The organism is Nocardia colli (assembly GCF_008704205.1).
GTDB classification, from domain to species: Bacteria; Actinomycetota; Actinomycetes; order Mycobacteriales; family Mycobacteriaceae; genus Nocardia; species Nocardia colli.
In genome coordinates this window covers 68204-86303 of record NZ_VXLC01000018.1, presented here as the reverse complement: position 1 = coordinate 86303, position 18100 = coordinate 68204, and the positions used below count along the sequence as shown (strand labels likewise).

General features: G+C 68.1%; 17 protein-coding genes. 6 read left to right on the top strand and 11 right to left on the bottom strand.

Annotated features, from left to right (window positions below):
- Positions 1–22 precede the first annotated feature (22 nt).
- The 3 genes from F3087_RS32330 to F3087_RS32320 form a co-directional block, all read right to left on the bottom strand.
- Positions 23–571 (bottom strand): TetR/AcrR family transcriptional regulator, encoded by a 549-nt coding sequence (locus F3087_RS32330; protein WP_223885509.1) that lies wholly within the window; start codon positions 569–571, stop codon positions 23–25.
- 276 nt (positions 572–847) lie between these two features.
- Entirely contained in the window at positions 848–1285 is a 438-nt protein-coding gene (locus F3087_RS32325) for a gamma-glutamylcyclotransferase family protein (RefSeq protein ID WP_150405893.1), read from the bottom strand.
- A gap of 81 nt (positions 1286–1366) precedes the next feature.
- Positions 1367–2275, bottom strand: coding sequence for a hydrogen peroxide-inducible genes activator (locus tag F3087_RS32320; protein WP_150405892.1), 909 nt, complete (start codon positions 2273–2275; stop codon positions 1367–1369).
- A gap of 125 nt (positions 2276–2400) precedes the next feature.
- Between F3087_RS32320 and F3087_RS32315 the strand changes: the two genes are divergently transcribed.
- The 3 genes from F3087_RS32315 (at position 2401) to F3087_RS32305 (ending at position 4438) form a co-directional block, all read left to right on the top strand.
- On the top strand, positions 2401–2988 hold the full coding sequence (locus F3087_RS32315; protein WP_150405891.1) for a peroxiredoxin: 588 nt from the start codon (positions 2401–2403) through the stop codon (positions 2986–2988).
- A gap of 84 nt (positions 2989–3072) precedes the next feature.
- Positions 3073–3612: a carboxymuconolactone decarboxylase family protein gene (locus F3087_RS32310; RefSeq protein ID WP_150405890.1), complete on the top strand. Its 540-nt coding sequence runs from the start codon at positions 3073–3075 to the stop codon at positions 3610–3612.
- A 151-nt stretch (positions 3613–3763) separates the two neighbouring features.
- A complete protein-coding gene (locus tag F3087_RS32305) occupies positions 3764–4438 on the top strand; it encodes a PhzF family phenazine biosynthesis protein (RefSeq protein WP_150405889.1) in 675 nt (224 codons plus the stop codon).
- A gap of 12 nt (positions 4439–4450) precedes the next feature.
- Here F3087_RS32305 and F3087_RS32300 read toward each other — a convergent pair whose 3' ends face one another.
- The 4 genes from F3087_RS32300 to F3087_RS32285 form a co-directional block, all read right to left on the bottom strand.
- Complete coding sequence (locus F3087_RS32300; RefSeq protein WP_150405888.1) at positions 4451–5179, bottom strand: anti-sigma factor; 729 nt, start codon at positions 5177–5179, stop codon at positions 4451–4453.
- A complete protein-coding gene (gene sigK / locus F3087_RS32295; protein WP_150405887.1) occupies positions 5172–5849 on the bottom strand; it encodes an ECF RNA polymerase sigma factor SigK in 678 nt (225 codons plus the stop codon). The genes F3087_RS32300 and sigK overlap by 8 nt, the downstream gene beginning before the upstream one ends.
- Before the next feature lie 69 nt (positions 5850–5918).
- On the bottom strand, positions 5919–6629 hold the full coding sequence (locus F3087_RS32290) for a DUF5134 domain-containing protein (RefSeq protein ID WP_150405886.1): 711 nt from the start codon (positions 6627–6629) through the stop codon (positions 5919–5921).
- A gap of 95 nt (positions 6630–6724) precedes the next feature.
- On the bottom strand, positions 6725–7723 hold the full coding sequence (locus tag F3087_RS32285) for an AraC family transcriptional regulator (protein ID WP_223885526.1): 999 nt from the start codon (positions 7721–7723) through the stop codon (positions 6725–6727).
- 256 nt (positions 7724–7979) lie between these two features.
- Here F3087_RS32285 and F3087_RS32280 point away from each other — a divergent pair, with 256 nt between their 5' ends.
- Complete coding sequence (locus F3087_RS32280) at positions 7980–8708, top strand: SDR family NAD(P)-dependent oxidoreductase (RefSeq protein ID WP_150405885.1); 729 nt, start codon at positions 7980–7982, stop codon at positions 8706–8708.
- Here the strand turns inward: F3087_RS32280 and F3087_RS32275 are convergent, their stop codons facing one another.
- Positions 8709–10340: an acyl-CoA synthetase gene (locus F3087_RS32275; RefSeq protein WP_150405884.1), complete on the bottom strand. Its 1632-nt coding sequence runs from the start codon at positions 10338–10340 to the stop codon at positions 8709–8711. It lies immediately after the preceding gene.
- 128 nt (positions 10341–10468) lie between these two features.
- Between F3087_RS32275 and F3087_RS32270 the strand changes: the two genes are divergently transcribed.
- Complete coding sequence (locus F3087_RS32270; RefSeq protein WP_150405883.1) at positions 10469–10987, top strand: GNAT family N-acetyltransferase; 519 nt, start codon at positions 10469–10471, stop codon at positions 10985–10987.
- A 109-nt stretch (positions 10988–11096) separates the two neighbouring features.
- On the opposite strand, the gene F3087_RS32265 is transcribed toward F3087_RS32270, so the two are convergent.
- Together F3087_RS32265 and F3087_RS32260 are read right to left on the bottom strand one after the other, a co-directional pair.
- On the bottom strand, positions 11097–12320 hold the full coding sequence (locus tag F3087_RS32265) for an aminotransferase family protein (RefSeq protein ID WP_150405882.1): 1224 nt from the start codon (positions 12318–12320) through the stop codon (positions 11097–11099).
- Positions 12321–12530: 210 nt separating this feature from the next.
- Positions 12531–13157 carry a Pr6Pr family membrane protein gene (locus F3087_RS32260; protein WP_150405881.1) on the bottom strand — a complete coding sequence of 209 codons (627 nt, stop codon included), beginning with the start codon at positions 13155–13157 and terminating at the stop codon, positions 12531–12533.
- A 126-nt stretch (positions 13158–13283) separates the two neighbouring features.
- Between F3087_RS32260 and hrpA the strand changes: the two genes are divergently transcribed.
- Positions 13284–17534 (top strand): ATP-dependent RNA helicase HrpA, encoded by a 4251-nt coding sequence (gene hrpA, locus F3087_RS32255; protein ID WP_150405880.1) that lies wholly within the window; start codon positions 13284–13286, stop codon positions 17532–17534.
- Positions 17535–17538: 4 nt separating this feature from the next.
- Here the strand turns inward: hrpA and nrdR are convergent, their stop codons facing one another.
- Positions 17539–18009, bottom strand: a complete 471-nt coding sequence (gene nrdR, locus F3087_RS32250; protein ID WP_150405879.1) for a transcriptional regulator NrdR — start codon at positions 18007–18009, stop codon at positions 17539–17541.
- Positions 18010–18100: the final 91 nt, after the last annotated feature.

Genomic DNA, 18100 nt, shown 5'->3' with positions numbered 1-18100 from the left:
TGACTGAATTAAAAAGACCAGCTCAGGGCAGGAAGTAGTCCCCCAGTAAACGATCCAGACACTTGTTCAGCGGCGCCAGCGTCCGGTCGATCTTCATCCGGATCACCGCCCCCTCCCACGATTCGAGCAGCAGATCCGCCAGGTCGGTCGCATCGATGTCGCTACGAATCATCCCGAGCCCCTGCGCTTCTCGCAGCTGCTCGGCCACCCGGTCCCGCCACGCACCCCACGCGCTCGACAACGACTCCCGCAGCAGCTCACTACCTTCCAGCTCGCCGCCCAGATTCGCGATCAAGCATCCGCCGGTGAACTCCGCCGCGACGAACTCGTCCATCAGCCGCCCGAAGAACGCCCGCAACCCGCTCACCGGATCCGGCGCCGCCCCGAACGCCTCGGTCAAATTCCGCTGCACGCACAGCGAATGATGCTCGATCACCGCCCGCCCGAAGCTCTCCTTGCTGTCGAAGTAGTTGTAGAACGACCCCTTGGGCACGCCGACCTTGTCCAGGACCTGCTTGATCCCGGTCCCGTGATACCCACTCGCCAAGAAGCCGGCAGCCCCCTCCTCCACCAGAAGCTGCCGAGTGTCCCCACTCCGTCGCGGTCGCGCCATACGCTCAATATACGACCGGTCGTCTACAAACGCCAATCCAGCCCGTCACCAGCCGCGGAGCGAGGGCCGTACGTCTCGCTAGAGCCCGCGCCGCCCGCCAACTACTGGACAGATGATCACGAGGAGCTGATGTCGGCAAAACGCGAGAAGCCAACAGCACCAGTTCCCTCTCACCAAATCACTGGGCCGTACTACTCCCCGCAAAGGGCGCGGGGATTCGAGGTCGGCCACCGGCTACAGCCCACGCCGCCATTCGGCGCACTGGGTGACGAAGTGCGGGAGGTGGTCGATGGCGAAGTGGTCAGGGTGCCAATCATCTTGCGCGACAGGGGCAGTCCAGATGTATGTCCAGGCCGGATCCGCGGAGGAAGCCAATGGGATTGGGCGGAGATCGTATTGATCGTCTTCGAAGGCGTCGAGGATTTCCCACTCCTCGGCGGTGAGGCCGTCGAGAGTCAGGCCGCGCGCCAGAGCGCTCGACTCCGGGACCAGGCCCGGGTACCGGAGACCGGGTAGCGCCGCGACTCGCCAGCCCGATGCCGTGGCGGCTCGACGTTGCGGCACGCGGCCGATCAATACTTCCAGCACCTCCGGGAATTGCAGCGTGCCGTAGACGAACAACGAATACCCTTGCGCCGCACACTGTTCCCATCGCCTCGTCGACGGCTCCATTCGCAGCTCCTCCGATCAACACACCTGCGCCGGACCATCATCGCAAGATCGACGCCGAAACCGCCTGACGCCCAACGTCTCCTACACCGGACGCTTGGTGCGAATGATCGCGGCGAGGTATTCGTAATCCTCCGCGCGGGCGGTCGAGGTGCGGTACGCGAGGCCGATGGTACGACCCGGCGCAGGAGTAGCAAAGTGCGCGGTATCCAGTGTGCCCCGGGCAGTTTCGGACGCGACGGCCATTTCCGGAATGAGCGTCACGCCGAGACCGCCTGCGACGCACTGCACTATGGTCGCCAGCGAGGCAGCGCGGGTATCACCGACCGCGGCGGGATGAACCTCGGCAGAGCGGCATAGATCCAAGGCTTGGTCGCGTAGGCAGTGCCCCTCGTCGAGCAGCAACAGCGGCAGCGAGTCGAGCACGGACGGAGCCAGATCGGTGCGACCGGCCAGCTCGTGCCCGCGCGGGGTCACCAGCACGAATTCCTCGGTGTACAGCGGGATCTCGACCAAGCCGGGTACCTCGGTCGGCAACGCGAGCAGCGCCACATCGAGCACACCGGTGCGCAGCCCGTCCAGCAGTCGCGCGGTCTGGTCCTCGATGACCTGCGGGTGTAGCGCGGGTAACTTCTTCCGCAACTCGGGAAGAAGACCCGGCAGCACATACGGAGCAACCGTCGGAATGATGCCCATCCGCAACGTGCCGCCGAGGCCGTCACCGTTCGCCGACGCGACGAAACGGTCCGCCGCCTCGAGCGTCGCCATGGCCTTGGGCAGCAACCGCATCCCCGCCGCGGTGACGAGCACCCGCCGCGTGCTTCGCTCGATCAGTTGCAGTCCGAGCCCGTGTTCAAGTGCCGCGAGCGCCTGCGATAGCGTGGGTTGGCTCACACTGAGCCGCGCTGCGGCAGTGCCGAAGTGGCGGTATTCCGCGACCGCCACGAACGCACGCAGCTGTGACAGGGTCGGCTGATAAGTCTGATCGGTCACGGCTATCAGTGTAGTGCGACTGATCACCTTTACCTTTCAGCAGCCCTTCGGCAAGATCGCAAGTGAGCTTTTCTGCTTTTCTGCACAGTGCTAGCAAACCCATCACAGAACTGAGGAGATTAGGCATGGCCTTGCTGACCATCGGCGACCAATTCCCGGCATACAACCTCACCGCTGTCATCGGTGGTGATCTGTCGAAGGTCGACGCTCAGCAGCCTGACGACTACTTCACCACGATCACCAGCGACGATCACGCGGGCAAGTGGCGGATCGTCTTCTTCTGGCCGAAGGACTTCACCTTCGTGTGCCCGACCGAGATCGCCGCGTTCGGCAAGCTCAACGAGGAATTCGCGGATCGTGACGCGCAGGTGCTCGGCGCCTCGGTCGACAACGAGTTCGTGCACTTCCAGTGGCGCGCCCAGCACGAGGACCTGAAGACCCTGCCCTTCCCGATCCTGTCCGACCTCAAGCGCGAATTGGCCGCTGCCACCGGCGTTCTCAACGCCGACGGCGTCGCCGACCGCGCGACCTTCATCGTCGACCCGAACAACGAGGTGCAGTTCGTCTCGGTCACCGCGGGTTCGGTCGGCCGCAACGTCGACGAGGTGCTGCGGGTGCTCGACGCGCTGCAGTCCGACGAGCTGTGCGCCTGCAACTGGAAGAAGGGCGACCCGACCATCAACGCGGGCGAACTGCTCGCCGCGAGCGTCTGACCGCAGAAGCGCTGCGCCACTAGATGATCGACCCTGAATTGACTGTTCCCCGCGTCGGCGGGGATGACCCGAGGATAGAGATACATGAGCATTGAGAACCTGAAGAACTCCCTCCCCGAGTACGCCAAGGACCTCAAGCTCAATCTGTCATCGCTCGCGCGCACCACGGTGCTGAACGAACAGCAGCTGTGGGGCACCCTGCTGGCGTCGGCGGCCGCGACCCGGTCGGCGACCACGCTGCGCGAGATCGCCGAGGAGGCCGCGGATGTGCTGTCCGAGCAGGCGTACAACGCCGCGCTCGGCGCCGCCTCGATCATGGGCATGAACAATGTGTTCTACCGGGGCAAGGCATTCCTCGGCGGACGCTACGACGACCTGCGGGCCGGTCTGCGCATGCAGATCATCGGTACCCCGGGGGTCGACAAGGCCGATTTCGAGCTGTGGTCGTTCGCGGTGTCCTCGATCAACGGCTGCGGGCACTGCCTGGAGGCGCACGAGCACACGCTGCGCGAAGCGGGCGTGTCCCGTGAGGTGATCTTCGAGTCGCTGCGCGCGGCCGCGATCGTCGCCGGTGTCGGCCAGGCTGTGCAGTCCACCGAGACGCTGGCCGCCGCGGCGGTCTGAGCAACCCCGTGCAGAGGCCGCCGACGGTCCGGTCAACGGACCGTCGGCGGCCTTTGCCGTACCCCGCCGACCAGCGACGACGCCGCGATCAACGCGGAGTGTGGGCTACGCGACAGCCCCGTATCGGACCTGACTAGTAGGCTCGGCAACCATGGGCACACAGGTTGACGTGGTGCGAGTATTCACCGATTCCGCCGGACGTTTCGGCAATGAACTGGGCATCGCGCGGGCCGCGGACGTGCCCGAGGCCGAGCACCAAGCACTCGCGGCGAAGGCCGGCTACAGCGAGACCGTCGTGGTCGAAGACCCGGTCGACGAGGTCGCGCGGGTACGGATCTACACCCCCGCCGTCGAGCTGCCGTTCGCCGGACACCCGTCGGTGGGCACCGCGTGGTGGTTCGCCGAACGCGGCATCCCGGTGCGCCGGCTGACCGTCCCGGCCGGCCCGGTGGCGGTCGAGCTGACCGAGGGCCTCACCTGGATCACCGCACGCGGTGAATGGGCGCCCGACTTCACCTTCCACCAGATCGAAGACCTCGACGAACTGGCCAACCTGCGACCCGACGATTTCACCGGCGGCCCGCACTACTTCTGGGCCTGGACCGATCAGAACCGCGGCGCCCTGCGCTCGCGAATGTTCGCCCCCACGTTGGGCATCGCCGAGGACGAGGCGACCGGCGCGGCCGCCGTCGCCATCACCGCACTACTACGCCGCGGCCTGGTCATCACGCAGGGCAAGGGCTCCCAGCTCTTCACCGCCTGGGACTCCGACGGCTGGGTCCGCCTCGGCGGCCGCGTGGTCGCCGACCAATCAGTGGAGATCTGAACGCACCGACGCTCAGGGCAAGAGCACCCCGGCGATCGGATCGGTGGTCGGCGCCTTGGATCCGCCGGACGGTTCGACCGTGAGCGCCAACGTCTCCCCCGACTCGAACGACATCACGAACGGCCTTGCCACCGAGGGTAATTCGGTGAACACCCCGGCCGACTGCGGCACCGGCTGCGCGCCGGCAGGCACCAGCCACGCCTGATACACCCGCCCGGACGGCGGCGCGGCCACCCCGTCGAACGCCATCGTCGCCAGTCGCTGCTGCGCCGAGAACTCCACCACCACGCTGCCGCCGCCGACGACCGGCTTGGACAGCGTCCGCGCATCCGGTTGCCGGTGCACCTGTTCCGCCCCGGGCACCGAGGCGGGCTGCGTACCGATCCGGTCGGCGACCAGCCCGCCGCCGATCACCAGGCAGGCCGCCGCGGCCACCGGCACCACCCATCGCATCCGCCGCTGCCACGCGGACGGCAGCCGGTCGCGCCCGTCGTCGGGCAGCGCCGCCAGAATCCGCGCCTCCAGCTCCGGCGGCGGCGCGTGCGCATCGAGTTCCGCGACCCGCGCCATCACCTCGTGCATCCGCTCGACCGTCTCCGAGAATGCTTGCCGCACAGCCGGATCGGCCTTCGCCAGCCGTTCCTCGATATGCCGGCGTTCGATATCCCCCACCGCGTCGAGCGCGCACGGGTACGCCAGGTCGAGCAGTTCCGCGTCGGGTCGCGGGAGTTCGTCAGCCATCGGCGCCTTCTACGGACAAGCACTTCTCCAGTCTCTTCAGCCCATCGCGAATGCGGGTCTTGATGGTCGGCAGCGGCACCGATAGATGGTCTGCGACTTCACGGTACGTCCGCCCGCTGTAGTAGGCGAGTGCGATCGCCTCACGCTGGGTGGACGTGAGCGCGCCCAGGCAGCCGAGGACCTCTTGCTCCTCCATCCGCTGCGTCACCGATTCGGCGACGACGTCGTGATCGCGGCCGCCGTGCGAGTGGGCGTAGGCCAGGTCGCGGCCCGCGGAGGCGGCCTCCGCGCGCACCCGGTCGACCGCGCGGCGGTGCGCGAGCATCATCAGCCAGCCGATCGGGCTGGCCAGCGCGGAGTCGTACTGGTCGGCGGTCGACCACACCTGGAGGTACACCTCCTGGGCGACTTCCTCCGCGGCGGCGTGGCTGCGCAGAATTCGCACGGCGAGCCCGAAGACCCGCGGGCTGGTGCATCGATAGAACTCGGTGAACGCGGCCCGATCGCCGGCGCCGGTTTCCGCGAGCAGGATGACGAGCCGGCGGGCGGCCAGCGCGGCGCGTTTTCGATCGAGTTCGCTGGGCAGCGGGCACCGGCGTAACAGGTCATCGTCCGCCTCGCCTACCGCCTCGCCGGGCCGATGGGCTATCGCGAAACCGTGCTTCGTCATCGCCGAATACCTGCCTGCATAGACAGGGGTTCGGTATGCACTACCTCACGGATTGGTCTGCGGCACCGGTCAACCCGAAACTGCCGCGATCAACATGTATGCGGTACCCAGGTCCATCACCACGTGCGGCACCATCCCCGCGCGTTGCCGAGGCCCGGTCAACGCCGCGACACACCCACCCGAGCGTAGGAGAACACCCAGGTAGCCCGGCGTGTCGACGAACGGACGGCCGACCGCGAGCGCGACCACCAACGCGTCTGCGGCGAACAGCGCGGCCAGCCCGAGCGCCGGAATCGGGGCGGGACCGCCGGAATGTCCGGACATCGCGTGCCCGGACATGGCATACAGCATGGCGGCGGCGGTTACCGCGTGGTAGCCCAGTGGCACGAGCCGCTCCGCCGGCGGCCGATCGGCCGCGCTGTGCCGCTCCAGGATTCGACTCGTCAACAGAGCCGCGAAGACCACGACCATCGCGGTGAGCACGCCGCGCACGGCCAGCGGGCTCGCCGCCGCCGGAAAGATCAGCATCGCGAGCATCACCAAACACATGATCAGGTGCGCGGCGTCGGATTCGTGATATCCGGCGATCGGCACCGAGCCTCCCGGAGCCGAATCTCCTTGCCGCCGAATCCGATCCGCCGAACCGGAACCTACCGATTCGGCACCCTCCACCAGTCGAGCGGGCGCCACCAGCCGCCCGAGCACGATCGCCCCCGCGACCAGGAACGCCGCCACCACCGACCACCGCAATGCGGGGTACTCCTGCACGAACTGCGCCACACCCCACCACCTCTCGTCGCGGCGACCGTGGACCTGCCCGTTCTATGCTCGCACCCGTCAACGACAGGGGTGCCCTTTTCGCCGGGCCCGCACGCTCAGTGCGGCACCGTCTGCCGGTAGCGGTCGACGGCCGAGCGGGCGAATCGCCCAGGCGACACGCCGCGCCACTGCTTGAACGCGTTCGAAAAGCTCGGCGCGCCCGAATATCCCATCCGGAAGGCGACGTCCTCGACGGTCAGTCCGGTCGAGAGCAGTTCCTCGGCGAGGGTGCCGAAGGTTTCCGCGCAGAGCTGACGGTAGGACGTGCCCTCCTCGGACAACCGGCGGCGCATGGTGCGCAGGCTCATGTGCAACCCGGCCGCGACGTCTTCCTGACTGAGCCTGCCGTTCATCTGATGCATCAGCATCGACCGCACCGATCCGGCCACGCCTTGCCGCAGTCCGCGCCGTTGCAGCAGGTCGTCGCACTGCTCCTCGAACAGTTGCGCGGTGAGCGGGCTCGCCTGCGGCATCGGCTCGTCGATACCGGTGGCGTCGAAGATCGCGGTCTGTAGTTCCGCGGAGTCGCTGCTCGGGATCTCGAATTGCTCGAAAATCGGTGCCAGCCTGGGCAGTAGCCCGCCGGCCACCTCGACGCGCACCACCGGCGGCGGCACGCCGAACACCAGGAACCAGTTCGTCAGCAGTGCGGACACGTCGCGTTCGGCGAGAAAGCCGCGCAGGTCTTCGGGCAGTTCGCGGTCGTCGCCGTAGAGCCAGATCTCCTCGCCCCGGTAGACGTGCCAGGCGCGGGAGAACGAGGTCATCAGGCTGAAGTAGCGCATGGCGACGTCGATGGCCTGCCGCATCGTCGGGCTGCTGAGCACGGCCAGCGCGAACACGCCGAGGGTGGTGATGTGCGTGCGGGTACCGGCTTCCAGGCCTAAGCCGGGCTTGTCGTCGAGCAGTGTGACGAGATTGCGGACGATCCCGAGTTCCTGCGCGGCGGTGATCTCCGCTCCGGGCGTCTTCAGCACGCGTGGATCCAGCTCTGTGCCACGCAGGCACTGGTTTTGCGTGAGACCGTGATCCTCTCCCAGCTCGACAAGGATCACCGCGTGTGTCACCGACCGCCGCCACTCCCATGAGGCCACTCGTCCATCGTTGCTTGCTATGGCCGAATTGCGCAAGGTTTCTGGCCGGAGATCGTAAGTTCCGCTCTCCCAAGGGGTTCGGACCATCGAACAAACCGTCCGACCGGTTCGATCTGCACCGCTTGGCCGGATTGCGCAATGCCCTGACCCGATATCGCATGGAGGGCCGTCCAGCGACAATCTAGCGTTTGAACGAGACAAAGGCAGGCGAAAACATATGTCTCGGAAGACACTCGCTGGCAAACGGGTCGCGATCACCGGGGGTGCGCACGGCATCGGACGCGAGACCGCGCTGGCGTTCCTGGTGGAGGGGGCCGATGTCGTCATCGGCGACGTGGACGTGGGCGCGGTGCGCGCGGCCGCCGATCAACTCGCCAGAGCCCACGGCGGCACGGTGCTCGGGCTGGCGCTCGACATCACCGACAGCGCGCGGTTCGGCAGTTTCCTGACCTGTGCCGAACGCAAACTCGGCGGCCTGGACGTGGTGGTGAACGCGGCCGACGTCATGCCGTCGGGGCCGTTCCTCGCGGAGTCGGAGGCCGAGTCGGATCTGCAGATCGATGTCAATCTGCGCGCGGTGATCATCGGAACCCGTTTGGCGGCAGAACGATTCGTCAGCCAGGGGCACGGGCAGATCGTCAACATCGGCACCGCGGCCGGGGTGACCGCGGCGCTCGGCGTCGCGGTGTACTGCGCGACCAAGCACGGCGTGGTCGGTCTCGGTGCGGCGCTGGATCAGGAGCTGTCCGGCCGGGGCGTGATCGTCAGCACGGTCGCGTCGGGCTCGCTCGCGGATCAGGAGGCGGTCGCCGACGCGGTCATCGATTGCGTCCTGCATCGGCGCGGCGGCCTGATCAGCGTGCCACCGGCCAGCGGCCTGCGGGCCGCGCTGCGTCCGCCGGGTGGGTTCCTGCGGCGCATGTTCGCCCGTGACGGGCAGCGCTGATCACAGCTCGCGCAGCACGCGTTTGAGCACCTTCCCGGTCGGGTTGCGCGGCAGTTCATCGATGAACAAGACATCGCGCGGCACCTTGAAGCGAGCCAGATGCGCCTTGACGTGCTCGCGCACCTCGTCCTCGATGAGCGAATGCCCTTCCCGCACAACGATTACCGCGCGCAGCCGTTGCCCGTAGCGTTCGTCGGGCACGCCGAACGCGCTCACCTCCTCGACCGCCGGATGCGCGGCGAGCAGTTCCTCGACCTCGTTGGGGAAGACGTTCTCGCCGCCGGAGACGATCATGTCGTCGTCGCGTCCGTCGATGAAAAGCCTTCCCGCACTGTCGAAGTGGCCGACATCCCCGGTGGACATCAGGTTGCCGACGCGGACCTTGTCGCCGCCGCCGGTGTACCCCTCGAACTGGAAGTTGTTGCCGACGAAGATCCTTCCGGTCTGCCCCGTCGGCAGCTCCGCACCGTTCTCGTCGAGGATCTTCACCGTCGCGCTCGCCGCCGGGCGACCCACACATCCCGGCTCGACGGCCAGGTCAGCGGGGGTGGCGATGGTCGCGTAGGCCACCTCGGTGGAGCCGTACAGGTTGTAGACCACGGGACCGAACGCGTCGGTCGCCTTGACACACAACTCGGCACCGAGCTGCGACCCGGCGACGAAGATGATCCGCAGCGCGGAGAAGTCATGTCCCGCACGAGCTTCCGGCCCCAGATCGAGCATCCGCTGCAACATCACCGGCACGGCCACCAAGGCGGTGACCCGATTGCGATCCAAGCTGTCCAGCGCGGCCCGCGGGTCGAAGCGGCGCCGGAGCACCAGCGTCGAACCGAAACCCAGCGCGATGAACACATGCGCGAAGCCGAGCGTGTGGAACAGCGGCGCGGGGCATTCGGTGATCTCGCGGGCCCGGAACGGCACCTTGTCGAGGATCGCGCCGAGCGGGGCCAGCGAGGTCGGCTCGCGGCGCGGGGCGCCCTTCGGCGTGCCGGTCGTGCCGCTGGTCAGCAGGACCACCTTCGCGGTGGTGGTGGCGCGCCGCGGGGTGGTGCGGGCCGCGCCGGCGATCAGATTGTCCAGGGTGTCGACGCCGGGCTGCTCGGCCCAGGCGCGATAGCGGCCGCGCGGTGGGGTGAGATCGCCGAGCACGTCGGCGAATTCCTCGTCGAACACCAGCAGATCGGCGCCCTCCCTGGCCACCACTTCACGCAGCTGCGGGCCCGCGAAATCGGTGTTGAGCAGCACGATTCGAGCACCGCACTTGGCCGCGCCGAATACCGCGCAGTGGAAGCCGCGATGGTTGCGGGCCAGGATCGCCACGACCTCGCCGTCGCGCAGACCGCGCGCCCGCCAGGCGTTGGCCAGCGCGCTGGTGCGGTCGTCGAGTTCACGGAAGGTGAGCGAGCCCAGTTCGTCGATGATCGCCATGCGATCCCGGTAGCGCTGGGCCGCGAGCGTGGCGATCGCGCCGAGCATGCCGAATCGATAGGCCGCCGCGCCGATCTTGGCCAGCCGATCCGGCCGTTCCGGGGTCACCAGCCCCGCGCGCACCGCCAGTGCGGCGTAATAGGTTTCGTCGGCGGCGCGGCGGGCAATGCCCGCTGCCAGCGTGGTGACCTTGGCGAGCTTCATGATTCATACCCCCTGGCCGGACAACGGTGTCCGCCGAGCAAGTGCGGGCAGGTGCCCTCTCAGTAAAGCCTGTTCGATCGGAATCCGTCGAGTGCGCGCTCACCCACGGAGGAATGCATCATGGACGGATGCTTAGAAATACCGACCAGTCCGCTACCGCGGACGTCCCGGTCACCGCCGCGAAGCCGAACCTGCGCATCGTCGTCGACGACCTCTCCGGACCGGAGATCGCCGTCCTGCTCACCGAGCACGTGGCCGAACTGGCCAGGCACTCCCCCGCCGACAGCATGCACGCCCTGGACCTCGACGCCCTGCGCCGGCCGGAGATCACCTTCTGGAGCGGGTGGGACGGCGACACCCTGGCCGGCTGCGCCGCGCTCAAACGCCTGGACAACGAGCACGCCGAGATCAAGTCCATGCGCACCGCCGCGACGCACAAACGCCGCGGCGTCGCCTCGATCCTGTTGCGCCACTTGCTCACCGAGGCGAAGGCGCGCGGATATCGACGGATGAGCCTGGAAACGGGCACGCCCGAGTTCTTCATCCCCGCCCAAAAGCTGTACGCCGCACACGGTTTCGAGTTCTGCGAACCCTTCGGCGACTACGCCCCCGACCCGTACAGCCACTTCATGACGCGCCCCCTCTGAGCCGCACGCCGTGCGCCGCACCACTTCTGATTTCCCGCACCGAGATTCGCATGCAATTCTCGGTGCGGGAAATCAAAAGGCGTGCCGGAAATCAAAAGGCGTGCGGGAATCAGCCGAGCGCGCGGGTGAAGCCCTCGACGAGCTCGTCGACCTGCTCGTCGGTCATCACGAACGACGGCGAGATCTGCATCGCGCCCTGGCCTGCCGCGCGGCTCGAAACACCGTGGGCGCGCAACGTTTTCACCATCGGCAGGCCCTCGGCGGGATCGACCAGCTGAACCGCGGCGACCGCGCCGAGCCCGCTGCGCACCTCCGCGACGCGCGGGTGCTCGGCCAGCGGCGCGAGCTTGGCGTGCAGCGTGGCCTCCAGCCGGGCCGCCTCGTCCAAGAGGTTCTCCCGCTCGACGATGTCGAGGTTGGCCAGCGCGGCCGCGGCGGCGCCCGCGTGCCCGCCGTAGGTGTAGCCGTGCCGCCACCAGACGCCGCCGGCGAAGAACGGTTCGGCGATGTGCGGCGCGATGAACACGGCGCCCATCGGAACGTACCCGGAGGTGAGGCCCTTAGCCGTGGTCATCAGGTCCGGCTCCAGGTCGAAGCGGGACGAGGCGAACCACGATCCGCCGATCCGGCCGAAGCCGGTGACGACCTCGTCGACCACGAACAGGATCTCGTGCTCGCGGCAGATGCGGCGCACCTCGGCGAGGTAGCCGTCCGGCGGCAGGTAGATGCCGCCCGCGCCGATGATCGGCTCACAGAAGAACGCGGCGATGCGGTCGGCGCCGATCTCCTCGATCAGAGCGAGCAGCGACTTGGGGTCGTCCCATTCGATGGTCCGCGCGTCGGCCATGAACTCGCCGTAGCCCTCGCGGTTGACCGGGATGCCGGCCAGCGCGGTGCCCGCGACGTGCATGCCGTGGTAAGCCTTCTGCCGGCCGACCACGATCGTCTTGTCCGGCTTGCCGAGCTCGTGCCAGTAGCGGCGGGCCAGCTTGGCGGCGGTGTCCACCGAGTCCGAGCCGCCGGAGGTGAAGAAGATCTTGCTGCCCGGCACCGGCGCCATCGCCGAGAGCCGCTCGGCGAGCTGCTGGGTGGCCGGTTCGGTGAAGTCGCCGAAGTTGGAGTAGTGCGCGATCCGGCGCAGCTGCGCGGCGACCGCGTCGGCGATCTCGCCGCGGCCGTGGCCGACGTTGGTGAACCAGAGCCCGGCCGTCGCGTCCAGGTAGCGGTTGTCGTCGGCGTCGTAGATGTAGGCGCCCTCGCCCCGGGCGACGACGAACGCGCCGTCCCGCTCGACCGCACCCATGTCGGCAAATCCATGCCATAGCGAGTTCATGTGTCCACCTTTACCGGAGGAAGGTGTCGCCCTCCGAATCGCGCCGCTAGGGCTACCTGCTCATCAATCCCCGTAAAACCGGCCTCACCAGGCCGAATGCCATCGTGCCCGATGACCCGTATGGCCATCAACACGTCTCCGCGAGCAGCGAATGGGACCTGGCCGCGGCAAACATCGAGACGCGCCTCGGTGAGGTCCCGTTCGGCGAGGTCATGGCGTGCGACGGCGGGCCAGCCCGCCGACGGCCGCTATGGCCACGGCCAGGAGGGTGAAGACAGCGGTGAGGACGATCAAGCCGATGGCCAGTGAGACGTAGCCCTGCTGCCGGGGATCCAGGAACGGATACGGGTACCAATCGACGATCGGGCCGCGAATGAGGGTGTAGATGCCGTAGATCAACGGGTAGATCAGCCACAGGCTGACCAGGCGCGGCGACAGGGTCAGCCGCTGCCGGGCCGGTACCAGCACCCAGTCCGCGACCAGCACGATCGGCATCACCCGATGCAGGATGTCGTTGATCCAGCGATCGGTGAGCATCACATCGATATTGGCCAGCAGCACCGCGTACACCACGCCGGTGATGAGCAGATACAGCGCGCTCGCGCCGCGCAGCACCTCCCAGCGATGACTGTCCGGGTCGCGCAGACCGCCGATCAGCAGCACCAGCACGGCGAGCACATTCGATTGAATGGTGAAGTAGCTGAAGTAGTTTCCGGTGGAGAACGCCGTCTCGTGCAGATTGCGCAGCGGGATCCACACCAGCGCGACGACGCCGAGCACACCGAAGGCGATCCGCAGACCGCGATACACCCAAGCCGTGCCCGATTCGGCGTCCATCGCCCGATCTTCGCATATCAACCCCGGTTGACCCGGGAAATCGGACAGTCCGCACACTGTCGGCAACCCGGTCGGGCCGCCTGACGGAAATACCAGTTGCCGCCCTTCGCTACGCTTATGAATGCAATGACCAGGACAGCTGACACCGGCCCCCGCGAGCTCCGCACCCGCCTGGCGAATCTCTCCCTCCGCGACGAATACCGGCTACGCCGCCGGCTCGATCGGGCGCGTGGTGGCGACCTCGGCGAGGTCGAGGCCGAGATCGCCGCGGCCGAGCTCCGCATCGACGCGCGCCGGGCCGCCGTGCCGGAGATCCGCTACCCCGAGCAGCTGCCGGTCACCCAGCGCCGCGAGGACATCGCTGCGGCCATCGCCGAGCATCAGGTGGTGATCGTGGCCGGCGAGACCGGCTCCGGCAAGACCACCCAGATCCCGAAGATCTGCCTGGAACTCGGGCGCGGCATCCGCGGCACCATCGGGCACACCCAGCCGCGCCGGCTGGCCGCGCGCACCGTCGCCGAACGCATCGCCGAGGAGCTCGGCACCGAACTGGGCGACGTCGTCGGCTACACGGTCCGGTTCACCGACCACGCCTCCGACCGCACGCTCATCAAGCTGATGACCGACGGCATCCTGCTCGCCGAGATCCAGCGCGACCGGCTGCTGCGCCGCTACGACACGATCATCATCGACGAGGCGCACGAACGCAGTCTCAATATCGACTTCCTGCTCGGCTACCTCAAACAGCTGCTGCCGCGCCGGCCCGATCTCAAGGTGATCATCACCTCGGCGACCATCGACCCGGAGCTGTTCGCCCGGCACTTCGCCGACGAGAACGGCACTCCCGCACCGATTGTCGAGGTGTCCGGCCGGTCCTATCCGGTGGAGTTGCGCTATCGGCCGCTGTCGCTGGAGCTGCCCGGCGCCGACGACGAAGACGACGAGGACACCCGGGTGGTCGACCGCGACCCGGTGGACGCCATCGGCGACGCGGTCGCCGAGCTGTTCGACGAGGGCGACGGGGACGTGCTCGTGTTCCTGTCCGGCGAACGCGAAATCCGCGACACCGCCGATGCTTTGCGCGATCTGAAACTGCCGCGCACCGAGATCGTGCCGCTCTACGCACGCCTGTCCAGCGCCGAACAGCATCGGGTGTTCGCCTCGCACACCGGTCGCCGGGTGGTGCTGGCCACCAACGTCGCGGAGACCTCGCTGACCGTGCCGGGCATCCGGTACGTGGTCGACCCTGGGACAGCACGCATTTCGCGCTATTCGATGCGCACCAAGGTGCAGCGGCTGCCGATCGAACCCGTCTCCCAGGCTTCGGCGCGGCAGCGGGCCGGTCGCTGTGGCCGTGTAGCCGACGGCATCTGCATCCGGCTGTACTCCGAGGACGACTTCGAATCGCGGCCCGCGTTCACCGAACCGGAGATCCTGCGCACCAACCTGGCCGCCGTCATCTTGCAGATGACCTCGCTCGGGCTGGGCGATATCGAGAACTTCCCGTTCGTGGAGGCGCCGGACAAGCGGGCGATCCGCGACGGCATCGCGCTGCTGGAAGAGCTCGGCGCACTGGGCCGCCGGACAGGCAACGACCCAGAATCCGACGCCGGACTCACACTCACCCCGATCGGGCGCGACATGGCGCAACTCCCGGTCGATCCGCGCATGGCCCGCATGCTGGTCGAGGCGCACGGCAGCGGAAATCTGGCCGAGGTGCTGATCATCGTTGCGGCACTGTCGATTCAGGACGTGCGCGAACGCCCCGCCGACAACCAGCAAGCCGCCGACACCAGACACGCACGATTCATCGTCGAAGGCTCGGACTTCCTGGCCTACCTGCGCCTCTGGGACTACCTGAACGAGCAACGAAAGTCGCTGTCATCCAACCAGTTCCGCCGCATGTGCCGCGAGGAATTCCTGCACTACCTGCGCATCAGGGAATGGCAGGACCTGCACGGCCAGCTGCGCACCATCACCAGGGGACTCGGCTGGTCGGCCGACGGCGGGCCGGGCCGCTCCGACGAAGCAGACGACCCGACGCGCGCATCGGAGCAGCCAGGCCGTGGTTCGCGCCGTGGCCGCGGACGCCGCAACAACGCACCAGACAGACAGCCCGGCTCACAGCAGGCCACCGAAGATGGCGCTCGCCGTACGCTGTCGGCCGAAGGGCAACGGACTGGCGAAGGCACCCGAGGCGGGGCCTCGGCCGGGAGAGCTGGCCAGCAGGACGCCAACGCGTCTCGCGGCGGTCGAGCCGGTGGCTCGAAGCGCGGGCGCGGGCAGGCGGCTGGTGGCTCGGCGGTCGAATCCGATGACATGCCTTGGGATTCCGTCGGCATTCATCAGGCTCTGCTCGCGGGCATGCTGTCGCATATCGGGCTGCGGGAGGCGGAGTCGCGGGAGTTCCTCGGGGCGCGCAACGCGAAGTTCATGATCTTCCCTGGCTCGTCGCTGGCGAAGAAGCCGCCGCGCTGGGTGATGGCGGCGGAGCTGGTCGAGACGTCGCGGCTGTGGGGGCGGATGGCGGCCAAGGTGGAGCCGGAGTGGGCCGAGCGGCTGGCCGGGGATCTGGTGAAACGCACCTACTCCGAACCACATTGGTCGGCCAAACGCGGCGCGGCCAGTGCCTACGAGCGCGTCACCCTGTACGGCATCCCGCTGGTGACCGGCCGGCAGGTGGACTACGGCCGGATCGATCCGGAGCTGTCGCGCGAACTGTTCATCAGACACGCACTCGTGCAGGGCGAATGGCAGACCCGCCACGACTTCTTCCACCGCAACCGCGAATTGATCGATGACGTCGCCGATCTGGAGCACCGCGCCCGCCGCCGCGACATCCTGGTCGACGACGAGGTGCTGTTCGAGTTCTACGACAAGCGCCTGCCCGCCGACATCGTGTCCGTGCGGCATTTCGACAGCTGGTGGAAGAGCGCGCGCCGCAAAGACCCGGCCCTGCTGGACTTCTCGACCTCGACGGTGGTCAATGCGGGCACCGCGGCGCTGGATCCGTCCGCGTTCCCCGATGCCTGGCGACAGGGCGAACTCAGCTTCCCGCTCACCTATCAGTTCGAACCCGGCAACGAGGAAGACGGTGTCACCGTCCGCATCCCGGTCGAGCAGCTGGCCCATGTGCGGGCCGTCGGCTTCGACTGGCTGGTGCCGGGCATGCGCGACGAGCTGGCCGCGGCGTTGATCAAGACGCTGCCGAAGGCGTTGCGGCGCAGCGTCGTTCCGGCCCCGGACTTCGCGGCAGCGGCACTGGCGGCCCTCACCCCGCGCGCGGAACCACTGCGCATCGGGCTGGCGCGGGAACTGTCCCGCCTCGGGTCGATCACCATCGACCCGACCGACCTGGACACTGCCGCACTACCGGTTCATCTGCGGATGACCTTCGCGGCCGTCGACACCGCAGGAAAGGTGCTGGCCCGGGGCAAAAGCCTCCCAGCGCTGAAAACCCAACTGGCCGAACAGGTTGCCGCGTCGGTCGCCCGCGCGACCGCGGGCGCCGAACGAGCACCCGCAGTGACATGGACGTCGGAATCGCTCGGCACGGTGGAGCCGACGGTCCGCCGCGAGGTCGCCGGGCAAACCGTGACCGGCTATCCCGCACTCGTCCCCGAGGGCGACGGCGTGGCCGTCCGGGTGCTCAGTTCCCCTGCCGCACAAGCCACCGCGATGCGCGCCGGCACCCGCACGCTAGTGCTGAACGCGCTGCCGACCTCGGTCCGCGCGGTCACGTCGAGCCTGCGTCCCACGGATCGTCTTGCGCTGACCCAGAATCCGTACGGCTCGCTGGACGCGCTGATCGAGGACTGCCGCGCCGCGGCCGCCGACGAGCTCATCGCCGCCGCGGGCGGACCGGTACACAACCCGGACGATTTCACCGCACTGGTCGCCGAGATCCGCCCCGGCTTCGTCTCCGCTGTGGCCCAACTGGTCCGCTTGGTCGTGCCGATTCTGGCTGAGGCACACCGGGTTTCGGCGGCCCTGGCCGAGACCTCCGAACACGACATCGCCGACGACGTACGCGACCAACTCGACAACCTCGTCTTCCGCGGCTTCGTCTCCGAATGGGGCAGCACCCGGTTACGCGAACTCCCCCGATACCTGCAGGCCGCCGTCGTCCGTCTGGAGACGCTGCCCGGCTCGGCAGTCCGCGACCGGCAGGGCATGATCGAACTCGACCGAGCCCTCACCGCCTACGACCGCCTGGTCAACTCCCTGCCGGAGAACCGCCGCAACGCCCCGGCCGTCACCGAGATCTGGTGGATGATCGAAGAGTTCCGGATCAGCCTGTTCGCCCAGAAGCTCGGCACCCCATACCCGGTGTCCGTCAAGCGCATCGAACGCGCGATCGCCGCTGTCCGCCGCTGACCGCTTATTCGACCGCGACCGCCGCGGCCTCGCGCGCGCTGCGCATCTCCTGGATCTCGCGCTCGAAATCCGCTGCGGAAGTGAAGGACCGGTAGACGGAGGCGAACCGGAGGTAGGCGACCTCGTCGAGATCGCGCAGCGGACCGAGGATGGCCAGGCCCACCTCGTGGCTGGGCACCTCGGGGGAACCCTTGGCGCGCACGGCGTCTTCCACCTTCTGCGCGAGCAGGTTCAGTGCGTCGTCGTCGACCTCGCGGCCCTGGCAGGCGCGACGCACGCCGCGGATGACTTTTTCCCGGCTGAACGGTTCGGTGACGCCGCTGCGTTTGACCACGGACAGGATCGCGGTTTCTACCGTGCTGAACCGCCGCCCACAGTGCGGGCACGCGCGGCGGCGGCGGATGGCCGCGCCTTCGTCGGCCTCGCGCGAGTCCACCACCCGGGAGTCGGGGTGTCGGCAGTACGGGCAATGCATCCGGGAGATCCTTCGTCGATGCGCGCGCTCGCGGCCGGCCCGGCAACCGATCGGGGTGACCGTCCCGGCGAGCACGTGTACAGGGGCCTAG

What these genes read in the sequence shown, in the direction of transcription:
- F3087_RS32260 (WP_150405881.1), bottom strand. Translation starts at nt 13,157, where the DNA reads ATGGACGCCGAATCGGGCACGGCTTGGGTGTATCGCGGTCTGCGGATC.
- sigK (WP_150405887.1), bottom strand. Translation starts at nt 5,849, where the DNA reads ATGACGAAGCACGGTTTCGCGATAGCCCATCGGCCCGGCGAGGCGGTA.
- hrpA (WP_150405880.1), top strand. Translation starts at nt 13,284, where the DNA reads ATGACCAGGACAGCTGACACCGGCCCCCGCGAGCTCCGCACCCGCCTG.
- F3087_RS32300 (WP_150405888.1), bottom strand. Translation starts at nt 5,179, where the DNA reads ATGGCTGACGAACTCCCGCGACCCGACGCGGAACTGCTCGACCTGGCG.
- nrdR (WP_150405879.1), bottom strand. Translation starts at nt 18,009, where the DNA reads ATGCATTGCCCGTACTGCCGACACCCCGACTCCCGGGTGGTGGACTCG.
- F3087_RS32275 (WP_150405884.1), bottom strand. Translation starts at nt 10,340, where the DNA reads ATGAAGCTCGCCAAGGTCACCACGCTGGCAGCGGGCATTGCCCGCCGC.
- F3087_RS32265 (WP_150405882.1), bottom strand. Translation starts at nt 12,320, where the DNA reads ATGAACTCGCTATGGCATGGATTTGCCGACATGGGTGCGGTCGAGCGG.
- F3087_RS32310 (WP_150405890.1), top strand. Translation starts at nt 3,073, where the DNA reads ATGAGCATTGAGAACCTGAAGAACTCCCTCCCCGAGTACGCCAAGGAC.
- F3087_RS32325 (WP_150405893.1), bottom strand. Translation starts at nt 1,285, where the DNA reads ATGGAGCCGTCGACGAGGCGATGGGAACAGTGTGCGGCGCAAGGGTAT.
- F3087_RS32315 (WP_150405891.1), top strand. Translation starts at nt 2,401, where the DNA reads ATGGCCTTGCTGACCATCGGCGACCAATTCCCGGCATACAACCTCACC.
- F3087_RS32270 (WP_150405883.1), top strand. Translation starts at nt 10,469, where the DNA reads ATGCTTAGAAATACCGACCAGTCCGCTACCGCGGACGTCCCGGTCACC.
- F3087_RS32305 (WP_150405889.1), top strand. Translation starts at nt 3,764, where the DNA reads ATGGGCACACAGGTTGACGTGGTGCGAGTATTCACCGATTCCGCCGGA.
- F3087_RS32280 (WP_150405885.1), top strand. Translation starts at nt 7,980, where the DNA reads ATGTCTCGGAAGACACTCGCTGGCAAACGGGTCGCGATCACCGGGGGT.